The following is a 17,287-nucleotide window of genomic DNA, read 5'->3' on the forward strand; positions in this document are numbered from 1 at the left end:
ACCTGATGGACCGGTTCAACGCCGGCGACCTCGACCTGGCGCTGGTCAAGCGCCAGCCGGCCGACCGCCGGCTCGGCACCCGGGTGTGGCGCGAGCCGCTGGTCTGGGCCGGGCGCGACCACGGCGCGGCGGGTCCGGGCGAGGGCCCGCTGGCGCTGGCGGTGTCGCCGCGGCCCTGCGTCTATCGCAAGCGGGCCACCGACGCGCTCGACGAGGCCGGCCGGCCCTGGCGGATCGCCTATACCTGCGGTTCGCTGGCTGGCGTGTTGGCGGCGGTGCGTGCCGGGCTCGGCGTCACGGTGCTGCCGAAGGAGATGGTGCCGCCCGACCTGGCCATGCTGGAGGGCGCCGACAGCGGCCTGCCGGACCTCGCCGAGACCGAGATCGCGCTGCTGGTTGCGACCGGCATCGGCCCGGCCGCCGAGCGCCTGCGCGACGCCATCGTGCGGGCGCTGGAGCACCGTTGAGACCGCGCCGTCCCGGCGCCGCTCGACGGTTCGCACAACGCCCCTCACCCTGAGGAGCCGCCCGCAGGGCGGCGTCTCGAAGGGCGCACCGTGCGGGTGCTTCCGATTGGGGTCACGGCGGCCGGGTTGCGGCCTTCGAGACGCGCGCCTTCGGCACGCTCCTCAGGCTGAGGAAGATGGGGGAGGTGGCAGGCATCCTGGCGCGGCGGGCGCGGCAGGCCAGGCTATGAGGCCGGTGGTGTGGATGCGGACGGGTGGGACACCGGGCAGCGGCAACCCTGCGCGCGGGCAGGTGACCGACCGTGCTCCACCGCCCGCACAGCGCCCCTCACCCTGAGGAGCCGCCCGCAGGGCGGCGTCTCGAAGGGCGCACCGTGCGGGCGTTTCAGTTGATGGTGAAGTCGGTAATGAAGCGCGGCGGCTCGCCGTAGTGGATCGAGCCGTTGAACACGCGTTCCTCGCCGGCCACGCGCACGCGCACGCGGAACGGGGTCGGGTCGCGCGAGCCGTGGTTGGCGTAGTGGTCGACATAGACCTGGTAGCGGCCGCGGGGCAGGCCGGACGGCCAGACGATATTCTCCACCGGCGCCGTCGAAAGCTGGTTGGTCGACGCGTTCATGTCGATATCGAGCCGGCTGCCGCAGGCGGCGATGTTGGCGAAATAGACCCGCTCGCCCGACGGGCAGACCACGTGCAGGTCGAGGTCGTTGGTGTTGTTCCAGATCAGCGTCACCAGCTGCTGCGCCTGCTGGCCGCCCTCGCGGCGGATGCGGTTGTCGAACTCCGGATCCGACGGCGGTGGCGGGGGCGGCGGTGCCACCTGCACCGGCGGCTGCGGCACGGTGACGGCGGCCACCTGCGGCGGCGGCGGCGGTGGCGGCGGCGGGTCCGGCGCCCGCTCGCGGGCCGGCATCAGCGCGGGCGTGCCCGGCGGCGGCGGTGGCGGCGGAGCGGCCTCGGCGACCACCACCGGCTCCGGCTCCACCGGCGGCTCGGGCTCGACCGGCGGCTCGGCCTCCACCACCGCCGGCGGTTCGGGCGGCGGCGGCGGCGGCGGGGTGACGCAGGTGCGACGCTCGGCCAGCGCCAGCCAGCGCAGCCGCGCCACCTCCTCGCTGAGCGCGATGGTCTGGGCCTGGGCGGCGGCGAGCGCGATGCGGGCGCTTTCGGCCTCGGTCAACCCGGCCGGCTCCGGCGTCGGCGCGTCCGGCGCCGGTGCGGCCGCGGCGGCAAGGGCGGGGTCGGGCGTCAGCTGCTTGGAGTCCTGGCCGGCGGCCCAGTGCAGGCCGGCTCCGGCGCCCGCCGCGGCCAGCAACGCCGCCGCGACAGCGGACGTCACCGCCGCGCGCCTAGCCCGCGGGGTCATGCCCGACCTGCCTGAAAGGGCGGCTGCCCGCCATGCGTCTCCTCGCCGACGCGGTTCCCCACAGCCTCAATCTCGGCGGCGAATGAGGCGATGCTGTGGCGGGGCGACGGAATCCGCGTCCACTCGACGGCACGCAGGCCCGGGTGTAGTGTCGGCGCGTTCCGCCAAGGAGCGTGTATCATGACAAGAATGGTCTCGGCGACCGCTGCGCTTGCCGCTGCGCTGTTGCTTGCGTTTTCCGCTGACGAGAGTCAAGCAGTCGGACGTCGCACCGCAGGAAGCACCGCCGACCAGTGCTTTGCGGATGCGGCCTACGGCAATGCCAGCAGCGGCAGCGGAGGCGCACTCACCTGGTGCTGCTACGCCAATGGCTGCTGGATCTGCAACAACGTCATTGCGAACCCGAATCTCGACAAGGACTGCGCGTGGGACCCGGCCTATTCGAGCAGGCACCTGCCCGCCGCCGACAGAATCACCAACCAGTTGCAGCAGAGTCCGGGTGACGTGCCGGCCACCGTCGCGCCGCTCGGCAACCAGACCACGCAATAGCCGACTGAGCCGCCACCGCGCCGGCGCGACCGAGACCGGTCAGCGGCCCCAGGCCTTGTTGCAGGCGGCGGCGATCGCCTTGCATTCGCTGTTGGCCTCGTCGAGCACGCGGGTCCAGATCATGAAGCCGTGCAGCACGCCGGGCACGTCGTTGAAGGTGTAGGGCACGCCGGCGGCATCGAGCTTGCGGCACAGCGCGATCGAATCGTCGTGCAGCGGGTCGCACTGGGCGGCGTTGACGTAGGCCGGCGGCAGACCGGCCATGTCGGCCTTCAGCGGCGAGGCGCGCCAGTCGTCGATCTCGTCCAGGCTGTTCAGGTAATGGTTGCGGAACCACTCCATGAATTCGGTCGACAGGAACCACTCCTCGCCGCCGTAGGTCTCGTAGGATTGCCCGGCATAGCCGAGGTCGAAGGCGCCGTAGATCAGCGCCATCAGCTTCAGCGGGCTGGCGCCGGCATCGCGCAGCGCCAGCGCGGTCGCCAGCGTCAGGTTGCCGCCGGCGGAATCGCCGCCCAGCGCCAGCCGGCCGGTATCCAGACCCCAGTCGGCGCCGTTCTTGGCGAGCCACTGCACCGCGGCGAGGCAGTCGTCGAAGCAGGCTGGGAAGCGGTGCTCCGGCGCCAGCCGGTAGTCGATGCTGGCGACCGCGAAACGGCCCTCCTCGGCCAGCCGGCGGCACAGCCGGTCGTGGGTGTCGAGCGAGCAGATCACCCAGCCGCCGCCGTGGATGAAGATCAGCGTCGGCGCAGGCCGTTCGGCCGTCGGGAAATAGAGGCGCACGCGGATGTCGCCGGCCGGGCCGGGCAGCCTGCGCTCCTCCACCGCCTGCATCGCCGGCGGCTCCTCGTTCCAGACCCGGTTGAACTCCTCGCCCAGCGCACGCGCCTGCGGCGCCGGGAACTGGTGCAGCGGCGTGCCGAGCCGGCCGCTGTCGATCAGCCGCTGGTACATCGCGGTCTGGCCGGCGGACAGGCCCGGCGGCGGCGTGGTGGGCACCGGAAAGCTGCGGCGCATCGCGTGTCTCCCGCTCGGGTCCGGCTCAGGCGCGCAGCTTCTGGCCGCGGCCGTAGGCCAGCAACATCAGGATGATGACCGAGCCGTAGATGATCTGGCGGCCGGCCTCCGGCATCTGCATCACCGACAGCACCGAATCGAGCAGCACGATCATCACCGCGCCGACGACGGTGCCGAGATACTTGCCCTGGCCGCCGAGGATGTGGGTGCCGCCAAGCACCACCGCCGCGATCGACGGCAGCAGATACTGGTCGCCCATCGCCTGGAAGGCGCGGCCGGAGCGGCCGGCGAGCAGCAGGCCGGCGATGGCGGCGCAGACGCTGCACATCATGAAGGCGGCGATGATCACCAGCCGGGTGCGCACGCCGGACAGATAGGCGGCCGCCTCGCGGTTGCCGATGGCGTAGATGTAGCGGCCGAGCGCAGTGCGGTAGAGCACGAACACGATCGCGACCGAGACCAGGATCCAGATCGCCAGCGCGTGCGGGATGCCGAAGGTGCGCGCACCGCCGAGGAACACCATGGCCTCGGTGGCCGAATCCTGCGGCGCGTGGCCGCCGGTCAGGATCACCATCAGCCCGAGCAGCACGGTGTTGACGCCGAGGGTGAAGATCATCGACGGCACCCGCAGCACGGCGACGCCGATGCCGTTGATCAGGCCGATGACCAGCCCGACCGCGATGCCGATCAGGATCGCCCACGGCCCGCCGATCGCCGCCGCGATCATCGCCGAGGTGGCCAGGGTCCACGGTACCGACAGGTCGATGTGGCCCATCAGGATGACCAGCATCATGCCGGCGGCGGTGATGCCGAGGAAGCTGGCGATCTGCAGCTGCTGCAGCAGGTAATCCGGCGACAGGAAGCTGAGCGTGCCCTGGGTGGCCAGGGTGTAGCCGCTGCCGACCAGCAGGATGACGACGATGAAGGCGCAGGCGATCAGGATCGGCTTGTCGATCTTGGGCATGGCGGCCGCTCCTAGCTGAACAGCGACAGCCGGTTCCGCTCACGCAGAACCTTGGCCGCACCCAGGCTGACCGCGAACAGCAGGATCAGGCCCTCGACCAGCGGCTGCAGCAGCGGGTCGGACAGGAAGCCCAGCGCCGATTCCGGGTCGAACACGCGGAACATGAACGAGATCGCGCGCAGCACCAGCGCGCCGAAGATCGTGCCGACGCAGCCGCCGATGCCGCCGAACAGCGAGGTGCCGCCGATCACCACCGCCGCGATCGACAGCAGCGTGTACTGGCCGGCCTGGGCCAGGTCGGCGTTGCCGCTGCCGGTCTGCAGCGCCAGGTAGATGCCGCCGCAGGCCGCGAACAGCCCGCCCAGGGTGAACGCCGCGATCTTCGACCGGTTGATGTTGACGCCGGACATGTAGGCCGCCGGCTCGGCCGAGCCGATGGCATAGCAGCCGCGGCCGGTGGTCGAGCGCTTGAACGGCAGCCAGAATGCAACCACGATCAGCACCAGCAGGATGAACGGGATCGGCACCAGACCGATGCCGCCGATGTCCTCCCACCAGCCATAGGTGTAGCCCAACTCGTTCATGTCGTTGGTCATCGCCCAGGAGAAGTCGCCGTCGACGTCGCCGCCGGGCGTCGGCCGCAGGAACAGCGCGATGCCGACGAAGATGGCGCCGGTCGCCAGCGTCGCGATGATCGGCTGGATGCGGCCGAGCACGACGATGCAGCCGTTGACGAAGCCGCCGAGCGCGCCGACCGCCATGCAGATGACGACGCCGAGCAGGATTTCCCAGATGCTGCCGTTGAGCAGCTCGGAGGCCAGGCAGTTGACCATGGTCATCATCGGGCCGACCGACAGGTCGAGGCCGCCGAGCAGCACCGGCACGGTCTGCGCCATGCCGGCCATGATCAGGGCGAAGCTCTCGTTCATGTTCTGCAGGAACAGCCGGCCGCTGAAGCCCGACGGGTGCATGAAGTTGTAGGCGACGTACAGCGCCAGGAACATGCCGATGGCGAGCAGGAAGCCCACATTCTGGGTCAGTCTGAGGCGGAGGTCGTTCATTGCACGTGCGCTCCCTGCGCGCTTGCCGCCGACGGCAGGTTCAGCGAATGGCTGACGATATTGGTCTCGTTGATCTGGTCGCCTTCCAGCGTGGTGGTGATGGCGCCGTCGTACATGATCAGCACGCGGTCGCAGCAGCCGATCAGCTCGTCATAGTCGGTGGTGTAGAACAGCACCGCTGCGCCGGCATCGGCCATGCGGCGCAGCAGCTGGTAGATCTCCTGCTTGGTGCCGACGTCGATGCCGCGGGTCGGGTCGTTCAGCAGCACGATGTGCGGGTCGGTCATCAGCCACTTGGCGATCACCACCTTCTGCTGGTTGCCGCCGGACAGCGTGGCGACCGGATCGGCCGGGCTGCCGATCTTGATCTGCATCCGGGCGATCGCCTCCTCGATCCGCTTGGCCTCGGCGGCGCGGTCGATGATGCCGCCCCGGGTCATCTGCGGCAGCGCGGCGATCGAGATGTTCTCCGCGATCGACATCGGCAGCATCAGGCCTTCGGTCTTGCGGTCCTCCGGGATCAGCGCCATGCCGACGCGGTTGCGCTTGGCGTCGGCCGGGCTGGCCGGGCCGCGGGTGCCGCCGTTGACCCTGACGCTGCCGGAGGTGCCGCGCAGCACGCCGAACAGCGCCAGCAGCAGTTCGCGCTGGCCCTGGCCGTCGAGGCCGCCGAGACCGACGATCTCGCCCTTGCCGACCTGGAAGCTCAGCGGCTTCAGCACCGGGTCCCAGGCCAGGTTGACCGCCTCCAGCGCCGGCTCCGGCGCCCGGTCGCGCTGCGGCTTCGGCGGGTAGACGTGGCTCATCTCGCGGCCGATCATCATCTGCACGATCTCGGTCTCGCTGCGCTCGCCCTTGCCGAAGGTCTGCACGTGGCGGCCGTTGCGGAACACCGAGCAGGCGTCGGCCAGCGCCTCGATCTCGTGCATGCGGTGGGAGATGTACAGAAGGGAAAGGCCGTCGTTCCTCAGCTTGTGCAGGATGGCGTACACCTTCTCCACGTCCGAGCTGGTCAGCGCCGATGTGGCCTCGTCGAGGATCAGCAGCGACGGGCTGCGGCCCAGCGCCTTGGCGATCTCCACCATCTGGCGGCGCGACAGCGGCAGGTTGCGCACGCGCTCCAGCGGGTTGATGTCCTCGCAGCCGACGCGGGCGAGCAGTTCCTCTGCCCGGCGCCGCTGGGCGCGGCCGTCGATCAGGCCCAGCGCCGTGCGCGGCGGGTCGGTGATGCAGATGTTGTCCGCCACCGACAGGTCGGGCATCAGCGACAGTTCCTGGAAGATGCAGACCACGCCCTTGGCATTCGCCTCCAGCGGCGAGGTGAAGGTCACCGTCTGGCCGTCCAGCGACATCGAACCCTCGTCGGGCGTGACCACTCCGGAGATGATCTTGATCAGGGTCGACTTGCCGGCGCCGTTCTCGCCGAGGACGGCGTGGATCGTGCCGCGCCGGCAGGCGAAGTCGACATCGGACAGCGCGGTGACGCCGCCGTAGCGCTTGGTGACGCCGGTCATCTGCAGATAGGGCGCGCCGGCCGCGGCGCGCGCCGGGGATGTGTCGCTCAAGTGGGTCCGCCTCCCGTCCCCTGGTGGCGCGATCACTGGCGTGATCAGGAAAAGGGGCGCCGCGGGCCCTGGTGGACCTGCGGCGCCCCGGTCGATCGGACGTCAGCCGGCTCGGCTTATTCGAGTACGTCTTCGGCCGTCTGCGCCATGATCTCCGGCGCCGTGATGTTCACGTCGCACGGCGGGAACTCGTTCGGCGTGAAGAAGTTGTCGCCGAGGTCGGACCAGTAGTTGACGCCATCCTCCAGCGTCTCGTAGTCGGCCATCGGCAACGGCACCGAGATCAGCTGCGGCATCGGGTTGCCCTGCAGGGCGGAGATCGCGGCCTTCATCGAGATCGCGACCAGGCCCGGCGACTGGCCGATGCTGATGCCCAGCAGGCCATCGCCCGCGTGCTGCGCGATCAGCTTGCGGAAGCCGTTCTCGGCCTCGCCGGCGACCGGCACGAACGGGTGGCCGGCGTCGATCATCGCCTGCACGGTACCGGTGGAACCGCCCTGGGTGAACACGCCGTCGAACTGGCCGTGCACCGCGATCGCGTCGGCGGTCGCGTTCTGCGCGTCGCCGTCGGCCCAGTTGCCGACGACCTCGATGATCTCGAAGTTGTTGCCGTCGGCCTCCATCACCTCGCGGAAGCCGAGGTGCCGGTCGCGGTCGACCGAGTTGCCCGGCAGGCCGCGCACCTCGAGGATCTTGCCGCTGGTGCCGACATGGTCGACCAGCCACTGGCCGGACAGGCGGCCGAGCTCCAACTGGTCCTCGTTGACCATCATCACGTCGGTCGTGTCGAGGATGTTGTCGAACGGCACCAGCACCACGTTGTTGCGGTTGGCCAGGCGGATCACGCGGTCGAAGCCGGTCGGCGACACCGCGATGGTGACGATCGCGTCATAGCCCTGGTTGATGAAGTCCTCGATCGCGCCGAGCTGGGCGGCCGCGTCGGTGCCCGTCGAGACGATCTTGAACTCGGCGATGTTCTCGGCGATGCCCGGCTGCTCGGCGAATGCCTTCGCGGTCTGGATCATCTGGATTCGCCAGGTGTTGCCGACGAAGCCGTTGACCAGCGCGATGCGATAGGGTCCCTCGCGCGGCTCCCACTGGAAATACTGCGTCTCGGCGCTCCACGGCGCGAAGCACTCGGGCAGATAGCCCGGGCCTTCGACCACCGCCGGGTCGGCCAGCGCCGTGGTTGCGCTCAGCAACCCGGCACCCAGCACCGCGACGGTAGCGCTTGCGATTCTGGACATACGTTCCCTCCAATCCCACACGTGTTGGTTTTAGTCTTGAACCGGCCCCTGTGCGCCGGAACGCAGCAGGATTGTTCGGTATTCCGGGGTTCCCGTCAACGGGCGACATGCATTCGTCACACGAATTGCGCCGGCTGGCGCGCGGCCGGCTCTGCGCGCACCACTGTATGAAGCGGCCGTGCCGCCGGGCGGTGCGGCACGCCGTCGCCCCCGCGGCGCGCCATGCGTAGCCGCGCGGGCCGATTGGCGCTTGTCGGGCCACGGGCGCCGGCCTATTGCATGCGGCATGGCTTGGCTCCGCTGGCTCGTGATTCCGCTCGGCTCCGTCGCGCTCTGCGGCTGCGTCTGGTTCGGCGACCTGACCGACGAGGGCACCGACGCGGCGCCGGTCGCCGAGGAAATGGCCGAGCCGGCGCCCTTCCGGCCCAGCACCGACTACGATTTCGCCGGGTCGCGGGCGCTGGCGGAGGCCGGCAATGCCGACTATGCCGCCGGCCGCATGGACGCGGCGATCGCCCAGTACGAGGCGGCGATCGCACGCTGGCCGGCCAACCCGCAGGCCTGGACCGGGCTGGCGGCGGCCTATCGCGACGCCGGCCGCGAGGCCGACAAGGACTATGCGCTGTTTTTCGCCCGCCGTATCGAGTGGGCCGATTCCAGCCCGGCCGCCAGTGTCGCCGCCAGCTTCCGCAACGTGGCGGCGGGCCGGGTCAACCGCCCGGTCGAGGACCCGCGCGTGCAGACGATGGCCGACCAGCTCGCGCTCTACTATGCCGGGCTCGACGTCGCCCAGCGCATGGCGCAGATCGGCAGCCGGGCCGAACCGGCGGACGTGCTGGACGCCGTCGGCTTCGTGCCGGCGCTGATCGGCACGGCCGCGATGTCGATCTACCTCGGCGCCCAGGCCGCCGGCATCTTCCTGTCGGAATGAGGCCGCTGCCCGCAGAGCCGCCCGGCACGCCGGTCGCGGCCGCGCGGCGCCCGGACGGGCCGCCGCGCCGCGACGTGGTCATCGCGCTGGGCGCCAATCTGGGCAATCGCACCCAGACCCTGCGCCGCGCCGTGGCCCGGCTGCGCCTCTGGCTCGACGGCCTGGCGGTGTCGAACGTCTATGCCACCGCGCCGCGCTACGTGGAGAACCAGCCCAACTTCCTCAATATGGCGGTGCGCGGCCGCACCGTGCTGGCGCCGCACGAGCTGCTGGAGGTGACCCAGCAGATCGAACGCGACCTGGGCCGGGTGCGCGCCGCACGCTACGGCCCGCGCCACATCGATCTCGACATCGTCTATTACGACGACTGGCAGGTCAGCACGCCTGTGCTGGCAATTCCCCACCCGCTGCGGGGCGAGCGCGGCTTCGTGCTGATGCCGGTCGCCGACGTGGCGCCGGCGCTGCGCGACCCGGTTACCGGGCAGAGCGTCCAGGCGATGCTGCGTGCCTTGCCGGCGGAGGCGGAGGACTGCGTCTCGCTCGGCCCGATCGCCGACGACGGCGCGGACGCGGCATCCGGCTAGCCTGCCGCCAGGATCGCGTCGGTCATCCTGGCAACCCGGGCCATCGCCTTGACGTCGTGCACCCGCACGACGGCGGCGCCGCGCGCGATGCCGAGCGCCACCGTGGCCGCGGTGCCCTCCAGCCGCTCGTCGAGCGGCAGGTCGAGCGTGTAGCCGATGAAGCTCTTGCGCGATGCGCCGAGCAGCAGCGGATAGCCGAGCGGGCGCAGCGCATCGAGGCGGTTGAGCAGCCGCAGGTTCTGCTCGACCGTCTTGCCGAAACCGATGCCGGGGTCGAGGCAGATCGCGGCCGGCTCGATGCCCGCCGCGACGGCGCGGGCGGCCAGGGCGGCCAGGGTGTCGCGCACTTCCGCCACCACGTCGCCATAGGCGGCATCGACATAGCGGCCGCCGAGCGCGGTCTTCTGCACCGTGCCCTTGGCCGCATTGTGCATGACCACCACCGGCACGCACCGATCCGCGCACAGCGGCGCCATTGCCGCATCGTGAGTCAGCCCGGAAACGTCGTTGACGATGGCGGCGCCGGCATCGAGCGCGGCGGCCGCGGTGCGGGCATGACGGGTATCGACCGAGATCGGGCGGTCGACCGCGGATGCCACCGCCGCGATCACCGGCACCAGCCGGGCGCGCTCGGCGCTGTCCGGCACCGGCTCCGCCCCCGGCCGCGTGCTCTCGGCCCCGATGTCGAGGATGTCGGCGCCGTCGCGCGCCATGGCGCGGGCAACGTCGACCGCCGCGGCGATGTGGTCGGTGCCTTCCGCGATCAGCCCGTCGCCGGAAAAGGAATCGCGGGTCACGTTGACGACGCCCATCACCAGGGTGCGGGCGCCGTAGCCGGGAATGTCGGACCAGCGGCGCAGCAGCGGCGGTTCAGCCATCGTCGGTCAGGCCGTGGAACCCGCCGCGGTAGTAGATCATCGGATCCAGGTCCGGCTGGGTCTGCATGCGCAGCACCTCGCCGAGGAAGATCAGATGGTCGCCGCCGTCGTAGATCGCGTAGGTGCGGCAGTCGAAGTTGCTGACGCAGCCGGGCAGGATCGGCGCGCCGGTCTGCCATACCTCGAAGTCGACGCCGCTCCATTTGTCGCCGAGCGGGCGGGCGAAGCGCATGCACAGCTCGTTCTGCTCGCGGGCCAGCACGTTGACCGCGAAGTGGCCGGCCTGCTGGAACTTGGCGACCGAATAGGCATTGCGGTCCAGGCTGAACAGCACCAGCGGCGGCGCCAGCGACACCGAGTTGAACGAACTGGCGGTAATGCCCAGCAGCTCGCCGTCCGCGGCGCGGGTGGTCACCACCGTGACGCCGGTGCAGAATCCGCCCAGGGCATCGCGGAACTGGCGTGGTTCGATCTGCATCGGCTCAAGGTCCTCCCCGCCGCAATGTGCGGCGCGGACCGGCGTTTTGGAAGGCCAAAGAACCGAAGCGGAGCCAAGATTGGTCCTTTGTATGGTCCGCTTTGTACCAAAACCGGACCGCTTGCGGTCCATTATGGTCTGCGCCATAGTCGGCCCGGACCTTCGCCGCAGCAGCGCGGGAGACACCGATGACCGAGCTGGCCGCCCGGCAACGCGCCCGGGTGCTGGAGCCGGGGATCGTTCCCTATCTTCCCGGCGTGGAGCGCTATCGCGCCCGCGGCGGCGGCGCGCTGACCGTCGCCCTGGCGCCGGGCGACCGGCTGACCGCGACCGACGCGGAGGGCGGCCAGGCTTGCGCGATCCTCGCCTTCGGTCCCGACGGCCGGCCGGATCCGGCGGTCCTCGGCGCGGTCGCGCGCGGTCCGACGGCCGGCCTGGCCGCCATGCTGGCGACGCCGTCGCCCAGCGTCGTGCCGGTGGCCGGCCTGCTGGCCGCCGCCGGGGTCGAGCCGGCGGATGTGCCGGCCATCGTCCTGTTCGACGATCCGCTCTCGCCGGCCGGGGAGAGCGCCGGTTTCGTCGCCGCGCGCGCCGCGACCGTCGCGGTGATCGCCGTCGGCGGCGCGATGGAGCCGGGCGAGATGGGGCCGCCGACCGACATCCTGGTCCGGGTCGAGCGCGCCGCGCTGCCGAACGACATTGGCGCCCGGCCGCTGCCGCCGCCGCTGGCCGAGCCGTTGTGGGAGGCGCGGGTCGACCGGGCCAGCGCGATCGCCTACACCGTCGCCGCCGGCCAATACATCCAGATCATCGACGTCGACGGCCGCCAGTGCTCCGACTTCCAGGCCTTCGACCGGCGCAAGCTCGACCGCGGCATCGAGCGCGAGCTCGACGCCACCACCACCCGCACGCTGCTCGGCCTCAGCTATCCGACGCCGGGGCTCTTGTCGAAGATGTTCGACCGCGACATGGACGCCGGGGTCGAGTTGGTGCAGGACACCTGCGGCCGCCACGACAGCTTCGGCCTCGCCTGCGCCAGCCGCTACTACGAGGACATGGGCTATTTCGGCCACCGCAACTGCTCCGACAACTTCAACGCGGCGCTGGCCGAACACGGGATCGGCCCGCGCATCGGCTGGACCGCGCTGAACCTGTTCTTCAACACCGCGGTCGACGACGCCAATGCCTATCACGGCGCCGAGTCCTGGTCGCGGCCGGGCGACTATGTGCTGTTCCGCGCCTGCACCGACCTGGTCTGCGCCTCGTCGGCCTGTCCCGACGACATCGACCCGGCCAACGGCTGGAACCCGACCGAGGTCCACGTCCGGGTCTACCCGGCCGAGCATGAATTCAAGAGAGCGGTGGCCTATCGCATGACACCCGATTCCGAAGCCCAGCTGACCCGCGAGACCGGGTTCCATCCGCGCACGTCGGCGCTGACCCGCAACTTCGTCGAGTATCGCGGCTTCTGGCTGCCGACGAAGTTCAACAACCACGGCCGCGAGGCCGAATACTGGGCCTGCCGCGAGGGCGTGGTGGCGATGGACCTGTCGCCGCTGCGCAAGTTCGACGTGATGGGCCCGGACGCCGAGGCGCTGATGCAGCACGCGCTGACCCGCAACGTGAAGCGGATCGCGCCGGGCGCCATCGCCTATACCGCGATGTGCAACCAGACCGGCTGCATGCTGGACGACGGCACCGTGTTCCGCATGGGCCCCGACAACTTCCGCTGGATCTGCGGTGACGACTACAGCGGGGTGTGGCTGCGCGATCTGGCGCGCGAGAACGGCTGGCGGGTCAACGTGAAGAGCGCGACCGACCAGCTGCACAACATCGCGGTGCAGGGCCCGAAGAGCCTGGACGTGCTGCGCCAGGTGATCTGGACCCCGCCGGCGCAGCCGTCGGTGGAGGAGATCGACTGGTTCCGCTTCTGCATCGGGCGGATCGGCGGCTTTCACGGCATCCCGGTGATGGTCAGCCGCACCGGCTATACCGGCGAGCGCGGCTACGAGGTCTGGTGCCATCCGAAGGACGCGCCGGGCGTGTGGGACGCGGTGTTCGACGCCGGCGCCGCCCACGGCATCCTGCCGCTGGGGCTGGAGGCGCTGGACGTGCTGCGCATCGAATCCGGGCTGATCTTCTACGGCTATGAGTTCGACGACCAGGTCGACCCGTTCGAGGCCGGCATCGGCTTCACGGTCGGGCTGAAGAGCGAGGAGGACTTCGTCGGCAAGGCGGCGCTGATCGAGCGCAAGGAGCACCCGCAGCGCCGGCTGGTCGGCCTGGAGCTGGCCGGCGACGAGCCGGCGGTGCACGGCGACTGCGTCCATGTCGGCCGTGCCCAGGTCGGCGTCGTCACCTCCGGCTGCCGCTCGCCGATCCTGAACAAGACCGTCGCGCTGTGCCGGATGGCGGTACAGCACGCCGCGCCGGGCACCGAGGTCGAGGTCGGCAAGCTCGACGGCCACCAGAAACGCATCCCCGCCACCGTGGTGCCATTCCCGTTCTACGACCCGGAGAAGAAGAAGCCGCGCGGGCTGGCCTGAGGCGGCGGCGCATCCACAGCGTTGCTTCGCCCTCCCGACCTTCGCCGGCTTTGCGCGGGGCTCGGTGTCCAGGTGGTCGACATGCAGCATCCGTGTCAGCGTCATGCGGGCGGCCGCAGTCGAGGTGGCCTGCTTGCGGACATGCAACTGGTCGGGCCGCACCGCAATGCCGGAGCGGCGGTCATGGTCTCACGGACGCCAGCATGCCGGCGCAGGCAACAACGGCTAGTCCGGCTGTCCGGTCTCCCGCCGGAACAGCGCCGGCAGGAAGTGCTCCAGACTGCCGACCTCCTCGACATTGTGGCGCAGCCAGGCTTCGCCCTGGCCGCGGGGAAACACCAGCGGTTCCAGCAACGGCCGGACCAGCCGGAACCACCACGCGGCGCGGCCGAAGATCAGGCAGTTCTCGTACAGCGTGCCGTCCGGCACTGGCGTGAAGGCGTACTCCATCCGGGCGAAGCCGGTCAGCCCGTGGGCGCGCGGGTTGTGGATGAAGCCCTCCTCGTCGAGCTTCTCGATCTCGGTGACCACGTCGACGACGTAGCGCGGGTCGCGGCCGAGCACCTCCTTCAGGCTGATCGCGGCCCCCGGACCGATGCTGCCGTCCGGCCGGCGCCGGGCATAGCCGACGCGGATGTGGTCGCGCGGATGCCAGACCCGATAGCGCGGCAGACGCCTGCCATCGACCTCGATCTCGCCTTCGAGATGGCAGAACCACCAGTGCAGCATCCGCGGGGTCACGCCCTTCAGCACCGCGTGCCGGATCCAGAACCTGATCCGGCCGTCTGGCAGCACTTCGCGCCCGGTCTGTGCCGACTGCAACGGCCTGAGCGCCCAAGGCAGTGCGAGCGGGGCTGGCAGGTCCCCGGCGCGCCGCGATACCAACCACCTCACCCTTGTTCCGACCTCCCCGGACGACGCAACGGCCGCACCGCCAACGAATAGCGCCGCAGACCGGTTGCGCGCGAGCGCGGAATGCCTAGCCGGTCAGCCGGCGAAGGCCGCCCCCGCCGCCGGTGCCGCCCGAGCCGCCGCCGATCACGGCGACGCGGCCGGACATCGGCACCAGTATCCTGGTCCAGTCCCGACCGAAGGCGCCGACGTCGAGTCGATCAGGGACCACGTCATCGGCCCAGGGGCAGTCGCCGAACGTCGCCGCGACACGGTGCGGACATGCCGTCTGCATGGCGCCGGCGCGCAGGGCCGGCCGTCACTTTCCCCGCGCAGCCTTCGCCGGCTTCGCGCCCGGCTCGCCGTCCAGGTAGTCGACATACAGCATCCGGGTCAGCGTCATGCAGGCGGCCGCGATCGGGGTGGCCAGCATCAGGCCGAAGATGCCGAACAGCACGCCGAGCAGGATCTGCACGGTGATGGTCAGCGCCGGCGGCAGCGCCACCATCTCGCGCTGCACGATCGGGGTGACCAGGTAGGTCTCGATCGCCTGCACCGCCATGTAGACCCCGACCGTCCAGATCACGGTCTCGGTTCCCATCGGCAGCGCCAGCAGCACGCCGGGAATCATCGACAGGATCGGCCCGACATTGGGGATGAAGGCGAACAGGCCGGCGATCAGACCCAGCATCGGCGCCAGCGGGATGCCGAGGATCCACAGCCCGATCCAGCTGAGCACGCCGACCGTGGTCATCGCCAGGATCTGGGCGGCGAGCCAGCGGCGCAGGGTGGAGGCGGTGGCGTGCATCACCTCTTCCGCCCGCGGCCGCAGCGACGGCGCGAACAGCTGCCTGACGCCGCGCAGGTACAGCCCCGGGTTGATCGCCATGTAGATGCCGACGATCAGGATGACCACCACATGGCCGAAGGCGCCGAAGGTGGTCGCCGCCGCCGCCGCGACGCCGGCGCCGCCGGTGCGCAGCATGCCCTCGGGCCGCAGCTGCGCCAGCAGGTCCTCGCCCCAGGGATATTGCCGGATCTGCTGCATCAGGCCCTCGGCCGCCGCCGGGATGCGCACCATCAGCTCGTCGAACTGCACGGCGATCAGCGGGGCCGCCAGCAGCGCGATCGCCACGCCGATCAGCACCAGTGTCAGCACGAAGGCGGCCATGCCCAGCATCTGGCCGATCTTCAGCCGGGCCGCGATCCAGTCGCCGCCGCCGCGCAGGAACAGGCCGAGCAGGATGCCGGCGAACACCACCAGCGGCACGTCGGGTGCGATCACCAGCACCGCGACCAGCACGCCGCCGGCCACCAGAAGCGAGATCGAACGCCGCGTCATCGCCATTGCCGCTCACCGGAACCAGGATCGGCTGCCGGATGGGCACAGCGGGCGGGCAGCCTGGACGGCGCGCATCCTAGCCGGTCGCCGTGCCGGCCGCCATGCCGGCGCGCGGCTCAGGCGAGACCGAGATGGCGCAGCTGGCGGTCGATCACCTTGGCCTCGTCGTAGAGGTCGAGCGCGCGGGTGCGCCCGGCGGCGCCCATCCGCGCGCGCAGCGCGGGGTCGCCGGCAAGCCGGGCCAGCGCGGCGGCAAGGCGGTCGGCGTCGCCGACCGGCACCAGCAGGCCGGTTTCCTCCGCCACCACCTCCTCGCGGCTGCCGCGGATGTCGGTGGCCACCACCGCCAGCCCGGTCATCATCGCCTCGATGATCGAGCGCGGCATGCCTTCGCGATGCGAGGGCAGGGTGAAGATGTCGGCGCCGCGCAGCAGGTCGGGCACGTCCTTGCGATCGCCGAGCAGGCGCACGCGGCCGCGCAGCACCGGGTCGGCCTCCGCCGCGGCCAGCGCGGCGGCGACCGAGGAGGCGTGGTCGCTGGCCAGCCGCTCGCCGACGATCCACAGCGCCGCGTCGACGGCGCGCATGGCGGCGATCAGCTCCGGATAGCCCTTCTCGGCGACCAGCCGGCCGGTCATCATGATCACCGGCCGGTCGTCGCCGACGCCGAGGTCGCGGCGCACCCGCGCCCGCACTGCCGGGTCCGGGCCGAAGGTCGCCGGGTCGACCCCGTTGCCGATCGCCTGCACGTCGCCGGTGCGGCACAGCCGCAGCCGGCGCGCCGTCTCCGCGTCCTCCTGCGACTGGGTGAACAGCACGTCGGTCATGCGGCCGGCATAGCGTTCCAGCGCCACGAACGGCGCCCGCTTCCAGCCCGGCATCCGCTCGTGGAAATAGAAGCCGTGCGCGGTGTAGACGATGCGCGGCACAGCGGCCTTGCGCGCCGCCATCCGGCCGATCACCGAAGCGATCGGCGTGTGGGTGTGGACGATGTCGAAGCGCTCGCGCGCCAGCAGCGGCAGCAGCGCACGATAGGCGCGGCGATGGGCGCGCAGGTCGAAGCTGCGCTCGAACGGCACCGTCTCCACCCGGAAGCCGGCGGCGCGCACGTCGGCCAGCAGCGGGCCCTCGGCGCAGATGCCGACCGCCTCGTGGCCGGCGTCGCGCAGCGCCCGCATCAGCGGCAGCAGGAAGTGCCGCAGCGAGAAGTCGACCGCGCAGAGCTGGGCGATCTTCATCCGCCCGCCGTCCGGCCGCGCCAGCCCGAACCGGAGCCGTCTTGCTCGGGCCGGTCCCGAGCATCAACGGCTTGCGGACGGGGCCGCCGCACAGACGTGGATACCCGGGACAAGCCCGGGCATGACGACTGAGGGATGCGGGGCCGCGAAGAACGCAACGCAA

At 71.0% G+C, this 17,287-nt stretch carries 17 protein-coding genes; 5 read left to right on the forward strand and 12 right to left on the reverse strand.

Going from position 1 to position 17,287, the window contains the following annotated elements; translation table 11 throughout:
• Positions 1 to 467 (forward strand): LysR substrate-binding domain-containing protein (locus R3F55_25615; protein MEZ5670752.1); only part of this gene is annotated, 467 nt, incomplete at its 5' end.
• Positions 468 to 852: 385 nt separating this feature from the next.
• Here the strand turns inward: R3F55_25615 and R3F55_25620 are convergent.
• Positions 853 to 1,806, reverse strand: coding sequence for a hypothetical protein (locus R3F55_25620; GenBank protein MEZ5670753.1), 954 nt, complete (start codon positions 1,804 to 1,806; stop codon positions 853 to 855).
• A gap of 207 nt (positions 1,807 to 2,013) precedes the next feature.
• Here R3F55_25620 and R3F55_25625 point away from each other — a divergent pair, with 207 nt between their 5' ends.
• Positions 2,014 to 2,382 carry a hypothetical protein gene (locus R3F55_25625; GenBank protein MEZ5670754.1) on the forward strand — a complete coding sequence of 123 codons (369 nt, stop codon included), beginning with the start codon at positions 2,014 to 2,016 and terminating at the stop codon, positions 2,380 to 2,382.
• Between the two features lie 39 nt (positions 2,383 to 2,421).
• On the opposite strand, the gene R3F55_25630 is transcribed toward R3F55_25625, so the two are convergent.
• From R3F55_25630 to R3F55_25650, 5 genes are all read right to left on the reverse strand, one after another.
• The gene (locus R3F55_25630; protein ID MEZ5670755.1) at positions 2,422 to 3,399 is read right to left on the reverse strand and encodes an alpha/beta hydrolase; all 978 of its coding nucleotides are present in this window, start codon (positions 3,397 to 3,399) and stop codon (positions 2,422 to 2,424) included.
• A gap of 25 nt (positions 3,400 to 3,424) precedes the next feature.
• Positions 3,425 to 4,363: an ABC transporter permease gene (locus R3F55_25635; GenBank protein ID MEZ5670756.1), complete on the reverse strand. Its 939-nt coding sequence runs from the start codon at positions 4,361 to 4,363 to the stop codon at positions 3,425 to 3,427.
• Between the two features lie 11 nt (positions 4,364 to 4,374).
• Complete coding sequence (locus R3F55_25640; GenBank protein ID MEZ5670757.1) at positions 4,375 to 5,424, reverse strand: ABC transporter permease; 1,050 nt, start codon at positions 5,422 to 5,424, stop codon at positions 4,375 to 4,377.
• On the reverse strand, positions 5,421 to 6,938 hold the full coding sequence (locus tag R3F55_25645) for a sugar ABC transporter ATP-binding protein (GenBank protein ID MEZ5670758.1): 1,518 nt from the start codon (positions 6,936 to 6,938) through the stop codon (positions 5,421 to 5,423). Before R3F55_25645 ends, R3F55_25640 begins: the two co-directional genes overlap by 4 nt.
• 167 nt (positions 6,939 to 7,105) lie before the next feature.
• Complete coding sequence (locus R3F55_25650; protein MEZ5670759.1) at positions 7,106 to 8,236, reverse strand: sugar ABC transporter substrate-binding protein; 1,131 nt, start codon at positions 8,234 to 8,236, stop codon at positions 7,106 to 7,108.
• A gap of 286 nt (positions 8,237 to 8,522) precedes the next feature.
• Here R3F55_25650 and R3F55_25655 point away from each other — a divergent pair, with 286 nt between their 5' ends.
• Both R3F55_25655 and folK read left to right on the forward strand, forming a co-directional pair.
• A complete protein-coding gene (locus R3F55_25655) occupies positions 8,523 to 9,167 on the forward strand; it encodes a tetratricopeptide repeat protein (GenBank protein MEZ5670760.1) in 645 nt (214 codons plus the stop codon).
• Positions 9,164 to 9,751 (forward strand): 2-amino-4-hydroxy-6-hydroxymethyldihydropteridine diphosphokinase, encoded by a 588-nt coding sequence (gene folK / locus R3F55_25660; GenBank protein MEZ5670761.1) that lies wholly within the window; start codon positions 9,164 to 9,166, stop codon positions 9,749 to 9,751. The genes R3F55_25655 and folK overlap by 4 nt, the downstream gene beginning before the upstream one ends.
• Here the strand turns inward: folK and folP are convergent.
• Positions 9,748 to 10,629, reverse strand: coding sequence for a dihydropteroate synthase (folP, locus tag R3F55_25665; GenBank protein ID MEZ5670762.1), 882 nt, complete (start codon positions 10,627 to 10,629; stop codon positions 9,748 to 9,750). The two genes, folK and folP, sit on opposite strands and share 4 nt — an antisense overlap.
• Positions 10,622 to 11,107, reverse strand: a complete 486-nt coding sequence (locus R3F55_25670; protein MEZ5670763.1) for a flavin reductase family protein — start codon at positions 11,105 to 11,107, stop codon at positions 10,622 to 10,624. The genes folP and R3F55_25670 overlap by 8 nt, the downstream gene beginning before the upstream one ends.
• A 188-nt stretch (positions 11,108 to 11,295) precedes the next feature.
• Between R3F55_25670 and R3F55_25675 the strand changes: the two genes are divergently transcribed.
• Positions 11,296 to 13,653 carry a DUF1989 domain-containing protein gene (locus R3F55_25675; GenBank protein ID MEZ5670764.1) on the forward strand — a complete coding sequence of 786 codons (2,358 nt, stop codon included), beginning with the start codon at positions 11,296 to 11,298 and terminating at the stop codon, positions 13,651 to 13,653.
• Positions 13,654 to 13,878: 225 nt separating this feature from the next.
• On the opposite strand, the gene R3F55_25680 is transcribed toward R3F55_25675, so the two are convergent.
• The 4 genes from R3F55_25680 to R3F55_25695 form a co-directional block, all read right to left on the reverse strand.
• Entirely contained in the window at positions 13,879 to 14,475 is a 597-nt protein-coding gene (locus R3F55_25680; GenBank protein ID MEZ5670765.1) for a hypothetical protein, read from the reverse strand.
• A gap of 157 nt (positions 14,476 to 14,632) precedes the next feature.
• Positions 14,633 to 14,776 (reverse strand): hypothetical protein, encoded by a 144-nt coding sequence (locus R3F55_25685; GenBank protein ID MEZ5670766.1) that lies wholly within the window; start codon positions 14,774 to 14,776, stop codon positions 14,633 to 14,635.
• Positions 14,777 to 14,863: 87 nt separating this feature from the next.
• Positions 14,864 to 15,886: an AI-2E family transporter gene (locus R3F55_25690; GenBank protein ID MEZ5670767.1), complete on the reverse strand. Its 1,023-nt coding sequence runs from the start codon at positions 15,884 to 15,886 to the stop codon at positions 14,864 to 14,866.
• 116 nt (positions 15,887 to 16,002) lie between these two features.
• A complete protein-coding gene (locus R3F55_25695) occupies positions 16,003 to 17,124 on the reverse strand; it encodes a glycosyltransferase family 4 protein (GenBank protein ID MEZ5670768.1) in 1,122 nt (373 codons plus the stop codon).
• Positions 17,125 to 17,287 lie beyond the last annotated feature (163 nt).

The organism is Alphaproteobacteria bacterium (assembly GCA_041396705.1).
GTDB lineage: Bacteria > Pseudomonadota > Alphaproteobacteria > CALKHQ01 > CALKHQ01 > CALKHQ01.

Bases quoted from the DNA above. Each gene is read 5' to 3' on its own strand.
- folP (MEZ5670762.1), bottom strand. From the start codon at position 10,629: ATGGCTGAACCGCCGCTGCTGCGCCGCTGGTCCGACATTCCCGGCTAC.
- folK (MEZ5670761.1), top strand. From the start codon at position 9,164: ATGAGGCCGCTGCCCGCAGAGCCGCCCGGCACGCCGGTCGCGGCCGCG.
- R3F55_25655 (MEZ5670760.1), top strand. From the start codon at position 8,523: ATGGCTTGGCTCCGCTGGCTCGTGATTCCGCTCGGCTCCGTCGCGCTC.
- R3F55_25690 (MEZ5670767.1), bottom strand. From the start codon at position 15,886: ATGACGCGGCGTTCGATCTCGCTTCTGGTGGCCGGCGGCGTGCTGGTC.
- R3F55_25625 (MEZ5670754.1), top strand. From the start codon at position 2,014: ATGACAAGAATGGTCTCGGCGACCGCTGCGCTTGCCGCTGCGCTGTTG.
- R3F55_25695 (MEZ5670768.1), bottom strand. From the start codon at position 17,124: ATGAAGATCGCCCAGCTCTGCGCGGTCGACTTCTCGCTGCGGCACTTC.
- R3F55_25645 (MEZ5670758.1), bottom strand. From the start codon at position 6,938: ATGACCGGCGTCACCAAGCGCTACGGCGGCGTCACCGCGCTGTCCGAT.
- R3F55_25630 (MEZ5670755.1), bottom strand. From the start codon at position 3,399: ATGCGCCGCAGCTTTCCGGTGCCCACCACGCCGCCGCCGGGCCTGTCC.
- R3F55_25670 (MEZ5670763.1), bottom strand. From the start codon at position 11,107: ATGCAGATCGAACCACGCCAGTTCCGCGATGCCCTGGGCGGATTCTGC.
- R3F55_25635 (MEZ5670756.1), bottom strand. From the start codon at position 4,363: ATGCCCAAGATCGACAAGCCGATCCTGATCGCCTGCGCCTTCATCGTC.
- R3F55_25675 (MEZ5670764.1), top strand. From the start codon at position 11,296: ATGACCGAGCTGGCCGCCCGGCAACGCGCCCGGGTGCTGGAGCCGGGG.
- R3F55_25650 (MEZ5670759.1), bottom strand. From the start codon at position 8,236: ATGTCCAGAATCGCAAGCGCTACCGTCGCGGTGCTGGGTGCCGGGTTG.
- R3F55_25640 (MEZ5670757.1), bottom strand. From the start codon at position 5,424: ATGAACGACCTCCGCCTCAGACTGACCCAGAATGTGGGCTTCCTGCTC.